Origin of the sequence: Agrobacterium sp. NPDC090273 (genome assembly GCF_044772305.1) — a bacterium.
Classification (GTDB): domain Bacteria; phylum Pseudomonadota; class Alphaproteobacteria; order Rhizobiales; family Rhizobiaceae; genus Agrobacterium.
On the sequence record NZ_JBIVYN010000008.1, the window covers coordinates 65,122 to 79,893 of the forward strand.

Annotated in this window: 14 protein-coding genes and 1 riboswitch; of the genes, 11 read left to right on the top strand and 3 right to left on the bottom strand. The window is 56.8% G+C overall.

Features of this window, described 5'->3' with window-relative positions; all coding sequences use genetic code 11:
- Positions 1 to 3: 3 nt before the first annotated feature.
- The gene (locus tag ACIQT8_RS20375) at positions 4 to 453 is read right to left on the bottom strand and encodes an Rrf2 family transcriptional regulator (RefSeq protein ID WP_138792857.1); all 450 of its coding nucleotides are present in this window, start codon (positions 451 to 453) and stop codon (positions 4 to 6) included.
- 251 nt (positions 454 to 704) lie between these two features.
- Positions 705 to 941: riboswitch (cobalamin riboswitch) on the top strand.
- Positions 942 to 1,148: 207 nt separating this feature from the next.
- Between ACIQT8_RS20375 and ACIQT8_RS20380 the strand changes: the two genes are divergently transcribed.
- Genes ACIQT8_RS20380 through ACIQT8_RS20400 form a run of 5 tightly spaced genes read left to right on the top strand, consistent with a single transcriptional unit; the run spans position 1,149 to position 5,188 of the window.
- Complete coding sequence (locus ACIQT8_RS20380; protein ID WP_400969227.1) at positions 1,149 to 2,147, top strand: ABC transporter substrate-binding protein; 999 nt, start codon at positions 1,149 to 1,151, stop codon at positions 2,145 to 2,147.
- Between the two features lie 26 nt (positions 2,148 to 2,173).
- A complete protein-coding gene (locus tag ACIQT8_RS20385; protein ID WP_400968919.1) occupies positions 2,174 to 3,172 on the top strand; it encodes a FecCD family ABC transporter permease in 999 nt (332 codons plus the stop codon).
- Positions 3,169 to 3,969, top strand: a complete 801-nt coding sequence (locus ACIQT8_RS20390) for an ABC transporter ATP-binding protein (protein ID WP_400968922.1) — start codon at positions 3,169 to 3,171, stop codon at positions 3,967 to 3,969. The genes ACIQT8_RS20385 and ACIQT8_RS20390 overlap by 4 nt, the downstream gene beginning before the upstream one ends.
- The gene (locus ACIQT8_RS20395) at positions 3,966 to 4,409 is read left to right on the top strand and encodes a pseudoazurin (RefSeq protein ID WP_400968925.1); all 444 of its coding nucleotides are present in this window, start codon (positions 3,966 to 3,968) and stop codon (positions 4,407 to 4,409) included. Before ACIQT8_RS20390 ends, ACIQT8_RS20395 begins: the two co-directional genes overlap by 4 nt.
- A complete protein-coding gene (locus tag ACIQT8_RS20400; RefSeq protein WP_400968928.1) occupies positions 4,406 to 5,188 on the top strand; it encodes a class I SAM-dependent methyltransferase in 783 nt (260 codons plus the stop codon). The genes ACIQT8_RS20395 and ACIQT8_RS20400 overlap by 4 nt, the downstream gene beginning before the upstream one ends.
- Before the next feature lie 48 nt (positions 5,189 to 5,236).
- Here ACIQT8_RS20400 and ACIQT8_RS20405 read toward each other — a convergent pair whose 3' ends face one another.
- A complete protein-coding gene (locus ACIQT8_RS20405; protein ID WP_400968931.1) occupies positions 5,237 to 6,061 on the bottom strand; it encodes a class I SAM-dependent methyltransferase in 825 nt (274 codons plus the stop codon).
- A gap of 110 nt (positions 6,062 to 6,171) precedes the next feature.
- Between ACIQT8_RS20405 and ACIQT8_RS20410 the strand changes: the two genes are divergently transcribed.
- The 4 genes from ACIQT8_RS20410 (at position 6,172) to ACIQT8_RS20425 (ending at position 10,362) form a co-directional block, all read left to right on the top strand.
- Positions 6,172 to 7,305 carry an ABC transporter substrate-binding protein gene (locus ACIQT8_RS20410; RefSeq protein ID WP_400968933.1) on the top strand — a complete coding sequence of 378 codons (1,134 nt, stop codon included), beginning with the start codon at positions 6,172 to 6,174 and terminating at the stop codon, positions 7,303 to 7,305.
- A gap of 100 nt (positions 7,306 to 7,405) precedes the next feature.
- Positions 7,406 to 8,542, top strand: a complete 1,137-nt coding sequence (locus tag ACIQT8_RS20415; protein WP_400968936.1) for an ABC transporter substrate-binding protein — start codon at positions 7,406 to 7,408, stop codon at positions 8,540 to 8,542.
- Complete coding sequence (locus tag ACIQT8_RS20420) at positions 8,543 to 9,610, top strand: FecCD family ABC transporter permease (RefSeq protein ID WP_400968939.1); 1,068 nt, start codon at positions 8,543 to 8,545, stop codon at positions 9,608 to 9,610.
- On the top strand, positions 9,604 to 10,362 hold the full coding sequence (locus ACIQT8_RS20425; RefSeq protein WP_138792848.1) for an ABC transporter ATP-binding protein: 759 nt from the start codon (positions 9,604 to 9,606) through the stop codon (positions 10,360 to 10,362). The genes ACIQT8_RS20420 and ACIQT8_RS20425 overlap by 7 nt, the downstream gene beginning before the upstream one ends.
- 11 nt (positions 10,363 to 10,373) lie before the next feature.
- Here the strand turns inward: ACIQT8_RS20425 and ACIQT8_RS20430 are convergent, their stop codons facing one another.
- Complete coding sequence (locus ACIQT8_RS20430; RefSeq protein WP_400968944.1) at positions 10,374 to 12,728, bottom strand: LuxR C-terminal-related transcriptional regulator; 2,355 nt, start codon at positions 12,726 to 12,728, stop codon at positions 10,374 to 10,376.
- A 132-nt stretch (positions 12,729 to 12,860) separates the two neighbouring features.
- On the opposite strand from ACIQT8_RS20430, the gene ACIQT8_RS20435 reads away from it, so the two are divergent.
- Positions 12,861 to 13,889, top strand: coding sequence for an ABC transporter permease (locus ACIQT8_RS20435; protein ID WP_138792847.1), 1,029 nt, complete (start codon positions 12,861 to 12,863; stop codon positions 13,887 to 13,889).
- Positions 13,889 to 14,770, top strand: coding sequence for an ABC transporter permease (locus ACIQT8_RS20440; RefSeq protein WP_400968947.1), 882 nt, complete (start codon positions 13,889 to 13,891; stop codon positions 14,768 to 14,770). Before ACIQT8_RS20435 ends, ACIQT8_RS20440 begins: the two co-directional genes overlap by 1 nt.
- Positions 14,771 to 14,772: the final 2 nt, after the last annotated feature.

The window sequence follows — 14,772 nt, forward strand, 5'->3', positions numbered from 1 at the left end:
CCGTTATTTGCCGGCTGGGATGGATTGAGCGCTTGCGGCGTCCTTTTCCACGAATTGGGCGAGTGTCATATTGTCGAGGATGGTTGCGATGGCGTCTCGAACGTCTGTCATCGACAACCTTACCTGACAGTTATCCGGATCGTCACAGTCATCGCATGCTTCGAAAGCGGTGCGGCTGGCGCAACGGATGGGTGCCAAGGGGCCATCAAGCGTCCGGATGACCTGTCCGATCATGATCTCGTTTGGCATTTTCGACAGCGAATAACCGCCGTTCGGACCCTTTTTTGAACGCAGAATGCCGGTATTTCGCAATTCCAGAAGGATCGTATCGAGGAATTTCTTTGGAATATTGTTGCGCGTTGCAATCTCGGTCACGAAGGCCGTCTCACCAGGCGGAAGGCGTGCCAGATCAACGAGAGCCTTCAGTCCGTATTTGCCTTTTTTCGTCAGCATTGTTCCGCCCGGGTGCAACCGGCTTACTCTGAAATGCCGGATCGATTGTTTTCAACTTACTAAGTAGTTTTTAGCGAATTCCTCTGCAAGCCTGTTTGTCGGGCTTTTCGCGCTGAAAGTGCAGGCGTCGGCTCGGATTTTCGAGGCTCCGCGACGCCAAGACATTTCTTTCCATTCTCCCCCAAGAAGAGAAACGCAATTCATCGGAGCATCTGGATGCCGGCAAGGCATTGACGCACCGGGCGTTGCTGCGTATGTCAACGGACGACGGTTCCTCGAACCCAAAGGGTGAGGGGATTAATAGGGAACATGGTGCGGACCTGCTTGACGGTTCAATGCCATGGCTGCCCCCGCAACTGTAAGCGGATTACCGTCCATCCTCGTGGCGCTTGAGGCGTCATGCCACTGCATCTGGAAGAGATGCGGGAAGGTAGGTGGACGATAGATATTCGTGAGCCAGGAGACCTGCCGTCAGAACAACGACCATCATTACGGGCGGGGATGCCCGGAAGAGGAGCAGGTTATGATACCTTCACGCGCGGACATGTGTTCCGTGTCTTGTTCTCCATTTCCAGGAATGTCGGACGTTTGTCGCAATGCGCTTTGACGCTTTGCAATTTTTCTCATCACACGACGCAAACACACTGACTGGAGAACGCATGTTCGAATTTAAACCTTTGTCCTTTGGCGCGACCTTGTTTGCATCTGCCATTGCTGTTTTTCCCCTCGCGCAGCCGGTACATGCCGCCGAAACCACCTATCCGCTGACAATCAACAATTGCGGTCGCGAGATCAATTTCAAGCAGGCTCCGACACGCACCGTATCCGTAGGTCAGAGTACAACGGAAGTTCTTTACCTGCTCGGACTTTCCGACAAGGTCGCCGGTACGGCTCTGTGGATCGGCCCGGTCCTGAAAGGCTACGAGGACGCCAATGCCAAGATTGAGCGATTGGCAGATAACGATCCAAGCTTTGAAGCAGTGATCGGCAAAAAGCCGGATCTGGTGACGACACAATTTCAGTGGCAGATCGGCCCAGAAGGTGTCGTTGCAACCCCCGAGCAATTCGAGGAACTGGGCATTCCGGTCTACACCTCTCCTGCCGACTGCATGGGCAAGGACAATTCGGGTGGTGGTGACGGCGTGCGAAACGAAGTTTTCACGATGGATCTGATCTATCAGGAGGTTCGCGATCTCGCGAAGATCTTCAACGTTCAGGATCGCGGCGAAGAAATCGTCAATGACCTCAAAACGCGTGAGGAAGCGGCGCGCGCCAAGCTCGCGTCGGCTGAAGGAAAGCTTTCTGCCGTTTTCTGGTTCTCCAGCGCCGAACTCGATATCGATCCTTATGTCGCCGGTCGCAAGGGTGCCCCGGGTTACATCATGTCTGCGCTTGGCATTAAAAACGTCATCGAAAGCGATGAGGAATGGCCGACCGTCGGTTGGGAAACCGTGGCCAAGGCTAATCCGACCATCATCGTGGCCGGAAAGATGGACCGCCGTCGCTTCCCCGCAGATGATGTCGTTGTGAAACGCGAATTCCTTGCCAGCGATCCCGTTGCAAGCATCATGCCCGCAGTCAAGGAAGGCCACATCTTCGACATGGATGCGCAGGCCATGAACCCGACGATCCGGACGATCGAAGGAATCGAGACGCTGGCTGAGGCGATTGCCGCATCCGGCCTCGCCAAGTGAGGCCGGGTTTTCTCAATCCAACCAGAGTGAGTGCGGCCGTTGCCGCACTTGTTCTCCTGATTGCCGCGCTTGTTGCAGGTGCGGCCATCGGTGAGACGTCGATCCCCTTCGATGTCGTTGTCAAAACCATCGCCAACCGGGTTTTCCATGCGGGTTATCCACTCGAACCGCTCGATGAGGGGATCGTCTGGAGTTACAGATTAAGCCGGGCCGTGGTGGCTGCCTGTTGCGGTGCCTCGCTTGCTCTAGCAGGGGCCGTGTTGCAATCACTCCTGCGTAATCCCCTTGCCGATCCTTACATCCTCGGCATTTCCGCGGGTGCATCCACCGGGGCTGTCGCCGTCGCCCTGCTCGGTTTCGGGGCTGGGATGCTGACGATGCCTGTCGGTGCATTGATCGGCGCTCTCATTGCTTTCACGCTCGTCAGCCTGCTCGCAATTCGGGCGGGACATGGAAATAGCGCCATCATCCTGGCTGGTGTCGCGGGCTCGCAGCTCTTTAATGCCCTTACGTCATTCGTCGTGACGAAATCCGCAAACGCCGAACAGGCGCGCGGCATCATGTTCTGGCTGCTTGGAAACCTCTCCGGTGTTCGCTGGCCTGATGTCTGGTTGGCGCTCCCGGTCTGCCTGGTCGGGCTTGCCGTCTGCTTGTGGCATGCGCGAGCACTCGATGCATTTTCCTTCGGCGCGAATGCAGCCGCATCTCTCGGTGTTCCTGTCCGCGGTGTCTATGCAGTATTGATCTGCGTTTCGGCCACGATGACGGCAGTGATGGTGTCGCTGGTCGGTTCAATCGGCTTTATCGGGTTGGTCATTCCGCACGCCGCGCGCATGTTGGTCGGAGTTCGCCACGCCATTCTCCTGCCTGTGACGGCGTTGACGGGTGCGGTCTTCATGATCGTCGCCGACATTCTGTCCCGTATCGTTATTCCCGGACAGGTTTTGCCGATCGGGGTTATCACGGCGCTGTTTGGCGCGCCTGCCTTCGCGTTCCTTCTTGGACAGAAGAGGGTCGGGCGATGAACATTTCAGCGAACGATTTGCACTGGAGCGCCGGAAGTCTCGAGATCGTACGCGGAGCATCATTTGATGTGCGTTCCGGCGAGTTTTTTGGGATCATCGGACCGAACGGGTCCGGCAAGAGCACGCTCCTGTCGATGTTGGCGGGAATACGCCGTCCGCGTCGTGGCAACGTAATGGTGGAAGGCCGTCCGCTTTTATCTTTCGGTCGCCGCGAACTTGCCCGAAAACTGGCACTTGTCGAGCAGCAAGCTGAAACTACGGAACGAATTTCCGCGCGACAGGCCGTTGAACTCGGACGAACACCCTATCTCGGGCCGCTTTCCGGCTGGTCGCAAAAGGATGATGCCATCGTCGATACGGCGCTCTCGGACGTCGATATGTCCGATAAGGCCGAACGGAGCTGGCACCATCTGTCAGGCGGCGAGCGCCAGCGATTGCACATTGCGCGCGCATTGGCGCAGGAGTCCCGGATACTGCTCCTGGACGAGCCGACCAACCATCTCGATATCGGTCATCAGATCGGCCTCCTCGATCTCGTGCGCAAGCAGGGGTTGACGGTGGTCGCAGCTCTTCACGACCTCAATCATGCGGCGATGTTCTGCGACCGGATTGCAGTCATGGATAAGGGCCAGATTGTCGCCATTGGATCGCCGCACGAGGTTCTCACCCCCGCGCGCATCGGCGCAGTCTTTGGTGTCGAGGCTGTGGTTACGACAGACGAGAGCGGCTTTTGTCACATTCGCTTTTTGCCTGCGCACAGGCAGAAAAATTCACCGAAAAGGGTATCAATCATATGATCAGGGCAATCACGCTCGGGCTTTGCTTTACAGTCGGTCTCTCAATGCAGGCGATGGCGGAAACCTTTGAGGTCAGGATGCTCAATCGCGGCGAAAACGGCTCCATGGTCTTCGAGCCCGATTTCCTGGAAATTTCACCCGGCGACGTTGTACGCTTTGTTCCCACGCATAAAAGCCACAATGCGGCGACGATTGACGGCATGGTTCCGGATGGCGTTGAAGGTTTCAAGAGCAAGATCAACGACGAATTCGTAACGACGTTCGAGACCCAGGGTTTCTACGGGATCAAATGCTCACCGCATTACGGAATGGGAATGGTCATGCTCATCAAGGTCGGCGAGGCATCCTTGCCGGAAAGCTACAAGACGATCGATGTGCCGGGGCGGGCCAAGCCTCGGATGGATGCACTCTTCCAACGTGCGGGTGAGGTGGGAAATTGAGCGAGGCATTCGGCATCAACCACGGCCTGAAGGAAGACATCCGCGACTACTGGTCAGAGCGTTCAAAGACCTTCGATCTGGCTTTTGGACATCGCATACCCCCGGGACCCGAGCTGGATGCGTGGGCAGAGGCTGCCAGGCAGCATCTTGGCACGAAACCGCTGCGGGTGCTTGAACTTGCCTGCGGAACCGGGGAAGTGACGAATGTCTTGCTGTCACTTGGACACGAGGTCACGGCGCTCGATTTTTCAGAGCATATGCTTGCAGTTGCAAGGCGCAAACATGCCGGCAATCCCAAAGCGCGCTTCATTCTCGCCGATGCGGAAAATACGATGGAGCCGGACGGCGACTATGATGCAGTTGTCTGCCGGCATCTGGTCTGGACGCTGACGGATCCGAAACGTGCATTTTCTGACTGGTATCGCGTTTTGAGATCGGGCGGTAAACTTCTGATTTTTGACGGTGATTGGGCAAAACCCGCGTCGTTTGGGCGTCTTGCACTATTTGCTGTTGGCTTGATTGATCGGGTGCTTGGTAAGGATCACCACTATGACGGCGCGCTGAGTGATCGCCACCAGAATATCATGACCCGACTGCCGTTCGGAGACGGTCTTACTGTTGAAAAACTGCAACCCTTCATTGAGGGCGCGGGCTTCGTCGACGTCCAGACGGCGTCACATGCTCCGATCGCCGCGGCCCAACGAAAGACGGCAGATCTGCGCAATAGATTGCGAACCTATGTCTACCGTCGCTTCATTCTGTCGTGCCGCAAAGCGTAAAGGGCTGCGGCACGACTGCGAACGGCTGATGGCTCGGGGACGAAAGCATCAGGCTTTCAGGCTGGTATCGGGTTTAACGGCCACAACTGCGTAGCGATGTTGCAGGCCGCGTAAAACGCTTTTGAAGAAGGTGAAGTTCTTGGCCTGTGCGCGGTGGATCGCACCCAGGTCCTGGTCGATGGTGACAGGCATGAAACCGGTGCCACGAAGCAGGGCGGCGACATCAGGGGCCCGAGCGCCCTTCGCAAAGTAGACACGAGAAAGAATGCTGTTGAAGGTATTGGCGCTGTCTGCCGGCCTGTGTGGCTGATCGGCTTTGATGAAGCCTGTCCGTTCAAGGATTGCGGCCAGCTTCTTGACGAGGCGCTCTCGCAAACCTGTGTTGACGAAATCCCCGTCGATGATGAGCAGGCGTCCACCAGGTTTGAGAACACGGAACCACTCCTCAAAACTTGCCTTCGGATCGACAAGCGTCCAGACCAGATGCCGGGTGATAATCACGTCAGCACTTTCATCCGGTTCCATGGTTCTCTCGGCGTCGCCGACGAAGAAACGGATATTTCGGCCACGTGTCTTCGCCTTGGCCCGTGCGAGTTGCAGCATGTCCTCAGACCAGTCCATGCCTGTAACGCGGTAGCCGAGATCATCCATCAGATGTGAAATGACGCCCGTACCGCTCGCCAGATCAAGCGCTGCACGGCCGTCTCCCGGCCCAAGATGCTTCAGAACCAGGGCGTGCCAGGCCTCCCGTTCGATGTCGGAAAATATCTCGTGGCCGGGGGACAGGTCAAAGGTCGCAGCCCGTCCCGACCAATAGGCCTTTATTTCGTCTCGAAGACTGTCGTTTCGTCCGTGCTCGGCTAGTTCGTGCATTTTTCTGGCTTTCGTGTCGGTAGTTGAGAACCGCTCTAAAACATAAATGTTGACTACGGCAGTCATAAAAGAATAGAGGCCCGCACAGTCATCACTGGAGAGATAATCCGATGCGCGTCCCAGGTAAATTTGCTGCGCTTACTTTTGGCCTTCTTGTTTCCGCTGTCTGGCCGGCATTCGCCGAAAAGATCACCCTCAAGGATGTGACGGGTCGTGACGTGGAGGTCAATGTCCCCGTTTCCAACGTCATCCTCGGGGAGGGGCGCCAGATTTACTTCCTGGCCGCACTCGACAAGGAAAACCCTTTCAAGCACGTGGTCGGCTGGCGTGACGACCTGCCGAAGGCCGATCCGGAAACCTATGACGCCTATCTGGCGAAATACCCCGATATTGCCAAGCTGCCGACGTTTGGCGGCATGAAGGACGGCACGTTCGACATCGAACAGGCCGTTGCGTTGAAGCCCGACGTCATCCTGATGAACATCGATGCGAAGACCGCAACGGAAGAAGCCGGTTATATCGAAAAGCTCGGCAAGGTCGGTATTCCGCTGGTCTATGTCGACTTCCGTGAGAAGCCGATGGAAAACACCGAGCCGAGCATGCGCGTCATGGGCAAGCTGATGGGCAAGGAGGCGCTGGCTGAAGACTTCATCAAGTTCCGTTCTGACAGCATCAAGCGTGTCACCGACGTTCTTGACAAGGAAAATCCGAAGAAGCCGGTGGTCTTCGTCGAACGTGCAGGCGGTTATTCCGACGATTGCTGCATGTCGTTTGGCAATGAGAACTTTGGCAAGATGGTCGAGATCGCCGGTGGCATCAACATGGCCAAGGACATCATTCCCGGCACGTTCGGCACGGTCAACCCGGAGCAGGTTATCGCCTCCAACCCGGACCAGATCATCGTCACCGGTGGCAAGTGGGACGCCTATGTTCCTGGCGGCAAGTGGGTTGGCGTCGGTTATGGTGCAGATCTGAAGGAAGCGCGCCGCAAGCTCGAAGACCTTACGAAGCGCCCTGCGTTCACAGGCGTCAAGGCGGTTCAGGACGGCAATGTCCACGCTATCTGGCACCAGTTCTACAACAATCCGTATCAGTTCGTCGCCATTCAGGAGATGGCGAAGTGGCTGCATCCGGAACTCTTTGCGGATCTCGACCCTGAAGCAACATTCAAGGAACTGCACGCGCGTTTCCTGCCACTCGACTACAAGCCTGGTTACTTCGTCTCTCTGAAGGACGAAAAGTAACAGAACAGGACTGGCGGCGCATGGGGGGCGCTGGCGGAACAGGCGAAGCCGTAAAACACGGCTTCGCCATCTTTGTTTGAAGAACGAAAGGACCCCGCCCATGCGGTTCAACCTGGTCAAACATATCGCTCTCGCATTTCTGGCGATGATTGCGACACCGGCTCTTTCAGCGCAGATCACCGATGCGGCAGGCCGCACGGTTGAACTTGATCTGCCCGCCAAGCGGGTCATTGTCGGCGAGGCGCGGCAAATCCACGTGATCGCAGCTTTGCGCGGCGAAAAGACATTCGACACGATCGTCGGCTGGCGCGATGACCTGCTGACCAAGGACCCGGACAGTTACAAAGCGTATGTGGAGCGCTTCCCGCAGATCGAAAAGCTGCCGCGTTTCGGTTACGTGCCGCAGGGTGATTTTAGCCTGGAGACGGCTATCGCGCTTTCTCCCGACATCATCACGCTCAATCTGGAAGCGGAAAAAAGCGCCAAGGAAAGTGGCTTCGAGGACAAGGCTGGTGCTGCAGGCATCAAGGTCGTCTATCTCGATTTCCGTATCAATCCCGACAAGAACAGTGAAAACTCGATCCGTATTCTCGGCCAGATCTTCGGGGCGGAGCAGCGTGCGGAAGATTTCATTGCCTATCGCCGCGCCCAGATCGCACTGGTGACTGACAGGCTTGCCGCGGTGAAGGACCTCAAGCGTCCAAACGTGTTTATCGAGCGTTCGCCAGGTATTTCCGGCGAAAACAACTGCTGCCGAACCTTTGGGCCGGTCAATTTTGGGGCGATGGTGGACCAGGCAGGCGGCCACAATATTGGCGCCGACGTTATCAAGACGACCTTTGGTGATCTCAATCCGGAGCAACTCGTCGTGGCCGATCCGGACCATGTTATTGTTACAGGCTCTAACTGGGCGGCGGAATCCGATATCAACCAGTTCGTCCCGGTTGGACGCGGTGCCGATATGACTCTTGCTCGTGAACGTCTCGAAAATCTGATGACACGCACACCGTTCCCGACCCTGAAGGCGGTCAGGGAAGGCAATGTCCACGCTGCATGGCACCAGTTCTATGGTGCGCCATACGAGTTTTTCCCGATCCAGCAATTTGCGAAGTGGTTTCACCCCGAGCTGTTTGCTGACCTTGACCCGGAGAAGAATTTCGAGGAATTCCACAAGACGTTTCTACCCGTGACCTACAAGTCGGGTTATTTCGTTTCACTCGAAAAAGGTTCGAACTAAATGGCTTCCCTTGGTGAAACCCACGTGAAGACGACGGGGCGCGATCAGTATCGCGCTCTTGCCGCACGCAGAATTTTGATCCTCATCGGTCTTGTGGTCGCACTCTGCCTCAGTTTGGCAACCGATATGGCGCTGGGACCGGCGCGTTACACACTTTCTGAAGTGGTTGGCGCGATCTTCGATCCGGCAGCTGTCACCAACCAGCTTCGCGTCGTGATCTGGGACATCCGTATGCCGATTGCCCTGATGGCGGTGACTGTCGGCGCATCGCTCTCGGTCGCCGGTGCGCAGATGCAGACGATCCTTTCAAACCCGCTTGCAAGCCCTTTTACGCTCGGCATTTCGGCTGCTGCGAGTTTCGGTGCAGCCCTGGCACTGGTGGGCGGGATCGCGATTTTTCCCGGTGCCGTCGAGTACATGGTTCCAATCAATGCGTTCCTGATGGCGATGCTGGCAGCAATGTTCATTCATTTTGCCTCGACAATGCGCGGCGTCACCGTTGAGACCATCGTTCTCCTGGGTATCGCATTGGTCTTTACCTTCAATGCCGCACTCTCTTTGCTCGAATATCTAGCCTCCGAACAGGCGTTGGCAGCCGTTGTGTTCTGGACGATGGGGAGCCTGACGAAGGCCACGTGGAGCAAGGTGTTTGTGACCGGCGCCATTCTGCTCGTCACGGTGCCGATGTTCATGAAAAACGCCTGGGCGCTGACTGCGCTGCGTCTTGGTGATGACAAGGCAGCTAGCATGGGCGTGAATGTCCGGCGTCTGCGTCTGCAAACCATGCTGACGGTCAGCCTGCTTGCCGCAATCCCCGTTTCGTTCGTCGGTACGATCGGTTTCGTTGGCCTCGTCGGTCCCCACATTGCCCGCATGGTGGTTGGTGAAGACCAGCGCTTCTTCCTGCCAGGTTCGGTGATCTGCGGCGCGCTCTTGCTGTCTGTCACGTCTGTCGTGAGCAAGATGTTGATCCCCGGCGCTATTTTGCCGATCGGTGTGATTACGGCGCTTGTCGGTGTTCCGTTCTTCTTCATTCTCATCTTCTCCAACAGGAGGCGCGCATGGTAGCCTTGGCACTCAAGGACGTCGGCGCCGCTTACGGCCGTGTCGTCGTTCTTTCGAAAGTTGGTATCGATACATTGCAGAGCGGAAGCGTTACTGCTGTGATCGGTCCGAATGCGGCGGGCAAGTCGACGCTTTTCAAACGGATTGCGAGCCTTATTTCCGGTCCAGGTCTCGTTGAACTGTCAGATACGGCCAGAGGCAGCCGCGGTATTTGCTATATGCCTCAGGATACCGGCGCGAATGCTGTCCTGACGGTCTATGAATCCATTCTTCTTTCGGCGAAGCAGGGGGGTGGCTGGCGGGTCAACGATGAAGAATTGTTTGAGATTGACGCCATTCTCAAGGCGCTGAAAATCGAAAATTTGGCGTTCCGTGGTCTTGGTGAACTTTCCGGTGGTCAGCGCCAGCTCGTTTCGCTGGCGCAGGCTTTGGCGCGCAAGCCCGAGGTCCTGCTGATGGATGAGCCGACATCCGCACTCGATCTTCACCGGCAGATTGAAGTTCTTAGCTTCGTGCAGGAACTTGCCCGCAAGACTGGTATGATCGTCCTCATTGCGCTGCACGACCTCAACCACGCACTCCGCTATTGCGAAAACACCATGGTCATCTCAAGAGGTGAAATGGTGGTCAGCGGTACGACAGAAGACGTCATAACATCGGAGATGCTGCGCGATATCTATCGCATCGACGCCCGCATCGAACCCTGTTCGCAGGGCCGGCCGATGGTTATCGTGGATGGTGCGATCTACGAATAAGCGCTTCGGCTCTAGAGCCAGCCGAGCGCCTTGGCGCCGCGAATGGCTTCGGCGCGTTTGCTGCAGCCAAGTTTGCGAAAAAGGTTTCCGAGGTGAAATTTGACCGTCACCTCAGAAATATTAAGCGTCTGGGCGATCTTCTTGTTCGGCATGCCACTCGCCAGCAATTGCAGCATCTGCGCTTCCCGCTGAGAAAGCCCACCGTGCAGGGCGCGCGCCTGCGGCGAATTGACTGCTGAGGCGAAGATCGCAAGTGCAGTTCTGACATCTGAGGATGTTTCGATGAAACTGCGGATACGCCGGTTGTTCAAAAGCGGTGACAGAAAAAGCCTCTCTTCTGAGAGCACGCCATTGCAGCCAAGCCTGGTCGAAGCTTCGAGAGCAGACAACAGGTGACCACGGGCGGCGGCATTGTCCCGCCGCTGGTGCGCCGCGTAACCTTGCCAGATTTGCAATGCGACCCTTTCGCGGTTCGTCACATACGGATTGGCCAGCAGGGCTTCTATCTGGCGCGAAAGATAAGGGCGTGGCGTCCATAGTCGTACGGCATCACGTAACCAGGCCATGACGTATGAGATTTCGTCGCGTCGCGTCAGACGCGACAGATCGTCTGTGGCGCTTTCCACCCAGTTGCGTCCCATCGGCATGCGAATTGCTGACAGGGTGGCAGCGGCTTCTGACCAGCGATTGGCATTCTGATATGCGATTGCCGTACGGATCTCCATCATAGCGTGGAATTGTAGCCCCTCGGAAAGATGGATCCACAATCCGTCGAGGAAGCCGGGACGGACCGTCATGGGGAAGTGGTCGATCAGAACCTGTGACGCGTACTGGAGCGCAAACTGCATCAGACTCGGCCAGATTTCCGCAGCCGCGAAGTGCTCGAATTCCTGTTGCACGAATGCCAGAAGATCGCGCGGTCGCCCTGTCTCATAGGCAAGGCATGCTTCAGCAAGACTCAGCATTCTGAATTCCTGCACAGCATCATGTGGAACCTGCTCCAGCTTTTGTCGGGCATCCTGCGCTGCCCTTCGAGCCAGAAGGACATCACCACTCATCAGCCTGAGAACGATCTGGTGAAGATGGATGAAGAACTCCAGAAGAGGCTGTCCGCCCATTTTGTTGAGGTAGATCAGGGCACGTGCAGCCGCCGCTTCAGCCTCCCGGAAATTGCGACGACGAATTTCAAACTCAAGCAGCGCATTGTAATAGGCCGCCCATTTGCCGTGATCGTCCATGGGATAGTCGGCCATGAACTCACCGAGACGCTGGATGATCGCGTCGTTGGGTGTAAAGTCTTCTGCAATCATCAGGTTGAGGCGGAAGGTTCGCGCGGCAAATGAAAAACGCGAACCGCGCGTCAACACCTTGAGCGGGTCAAGAAAATCGGACCCCAGGTTCTTGCCGAGCAGATGCCGCACACGCTGCAGCTCACCCTGTTTGAGCAAAGCCCGTGTTACGGCAAACAGCACCGTCTCGTTGGCGGCGATCATCTCTTGTGAAAACTGCATGATGATGTCGCGGAAGGTGGTGACACTGCTCCGGTAGATAAGTTCGCGCCCGTGAGCACGTTCCAGAATCTGCGCGGCTTGCGTTTCGTAGCCGTGCCCGAGCAACATCGCCATTGCAGAAAGCGAGTGCCCCTCCTTTTCGAGCGCGGCTCCAATCTCCATCACAGCACTTCCTGCTTCAAGTGCTGCAAGGCGCTCCTGAACTGCCATGGTCAAAAGCCGCATCAGCGGTTGGTGATCCCTCGGATTGCGGGTCAGGAACGGTGGTAGCAGTTCGGCCCACTCCTTGTCCGGCTCGGTCTGGGGGCTATCAAGCCAGAGAGAAAGTGCGACCGTCTGAGATGGCGACAGATGTGGGAGGTAATTCTCGCGCAGATAGTCAGCGCATAATTGTTCGTCAGGCGTCGACGAAAGGGGCAAAAATGCCGGCCAGCCGGCGTAGGCCTCAAACGCTGTTTGTGCCTCATCGACTGGAAGGGCCAGGAGTTCCGCCTGGGTGAATGCCAGATCCTGAGCGGTGATGTTGGCCGAACCTCGATGCAGGATCTGCCGTGCAAGCCCGCTGATGCGTTGATCCGGGCGACAGGCGATGACCACATGTTGCGCCGCATCCAGGATGTTGGCGGAAAGCCGCGCTGCACGGACATGGGTTGGCACATCCCACAGCAACCATCCATCAGTGGCGTCAACCATGCGCGGCTGTTGCGTCCGGCACACGGCTTTCCCCAAGCGCATTGCCAGCAAATCCAGCAAAACGCTTTTTCCCGCACCCGCCGGCGCGCGCAAGAAAATGATGCCCGACCTCTCGCCAATGATGCGGTCGCAGAGGTGGGGGCGGGGAAATAGCTGCTTCATGACTGGTCCTGTTGCACTGCAACCAAAACCTATACCATTTCTTCAAAAAACTATACCAATTTGAGATTGTTCGAAATTGGAAGCGGTGAAAAGTTGCGGTCAGACAACTGATGCACAAGGAACTTCCCGCCGATGCAGCAACATCCGTTGGTCGCGATTTTGAACCGGCTTGGCACGTTCGTGCTGGTCATGGTCGCCCTGTCCATCATGATTTTCGTGCTGGCCCGCGTGGTGCCTGGCGACCCGGCCCGCATGGCGCTTGGGCCCGCGGCAACGCAGGAGCAAGTTGACGCACTGAGAGGCCAGATGGGTCTCGATAAGCCACTCGCCGTGCAGTACGTCGACTACGTCAAAAACGCCCTCCATGGCGACCTCGGCTTCTCGCTCGTATCCCAGCGTCCCGTAACGACCGATCTTGCACAAACCGTCCCGGCGACCGTGGAACTGGTGCTTGTGTCCGTTATCTTCATGTTCGCGGTCGCGATCCCGCTCGGCGTTATCACTGCCCATTATCGTGATCGGTCCTTGGACCACATCGGCCGCATCCTTTCGCTAACCGGTGTGACCATTCCAAGCTTCCTGTTCGCGATCACGCTGCAATTGCTTGCAGCCCGTTTCCTTTCGGGATGGCCGATCATCGGTCGCATCGACCACTCGCTTGGCTGGCAAGGTGGCCCGACGGGCTTCATTCTGCTCGATAGCCTGCTGGCTGGCCGTTTCGACGTTATGCTCAACGCCTTCCAGCATCTTGCGTTGCCAGCTTTCGCCCTCTCTATGGCAGGGATCGGTCAGATCACGCGCATCACTCGCTCTTCGATGATCGAAAATCAGCGCAAGGACCATGTCTTGACCTTGCAGAGCTTCGGCGTACCTGAGCGTGTCATCATTTTCCGCTATCTGCTGAAGCTCTCCTCCATCGCGCCGCTGACCATCATGGGGCTCGAATTCGCATCGCTGATTGGCAATGCATTCGTGATCGAGATGGTCTTTGCATGGGGTGGTTTTGCATCCTACGGCCTGAACGCGATACTTCAGAAAGACCTCAATGCCGTAACCGCCGTCGTTCTGGTGGCCGGGCTGTTCTTCATCGTTGCCAACCTGATCGTGGATGTCTTGATTTCGATCATCGACCCGCGCCTGCGTCGCAAGGAGGCCCGTTGATGGCCGATATGAATATTCTCGACAAATCGGACCGCGATCTCAGCACCGGTTACATGATGTGGTATCGTTTCAGCCGTAATCCGGCTGCGGTGATCGGCTCGCTGATCCTTCTGTCAGTTCTCATTCTGGCGGTGTTCGCACCGTGGCTGACACCCTACCCGAAACATATCGGTGCCGTCGTGGATTTCCGTGCGCGTCACATGCCGCCGGATTTCGACCACTGGTTTGGCACAGATAAAGCCGGACGCGACATCTTCTCGCGTACTATTTTCGGGCTGCGTATCTCGCTTTTGCTGGTTATCGGTGTACTTGGTATTTCGGTACCGGTCGGCACGGTTCTGGGTCTCGTTGCCGGTTATTTCGGTGGCTGGGTCGAAAAACTCATCAGCGGCCTGACCAATGTGATGCTGGCTATGCCGCCGCTCGTCATGGCGCTTGCCGTATCGAACCTGCTCGAGCCAACGCTGATGAATGCGATGATTGCCATCACGCTTCTTTGGTGGACCTGGCACGCACGCCTGATCTACTCCGTCTCGAAATCCATCGCCTCCGAAGACTATATCGAAGCCGCCCGCCTTGCCGGTGCCGGACCGATGCACATCCTCTTTCGTGAAATCCTCCCCAATTGCGTATCGGTCATCTCCGTTAAAACGACGCTGGATGCAGCCTTCGTCATTCTGTTCGGTGCAACGCTGAGCTTCCTCGGCTTTGGCGTCAAGCCACCGATCCCGGATCTGGGCTCGATGGTCGCCGACGGGCGCCAGTTCATGCCGGACTTCTGGTGGGAAGTTCTCTGCCCGGGTGCTGCCGTTCTTTACGTGACGCTCGGTTTCAACCTCCTGGGCGATGGCCTGCGCGATATGTTCGACGTGGAAAGCTGAGC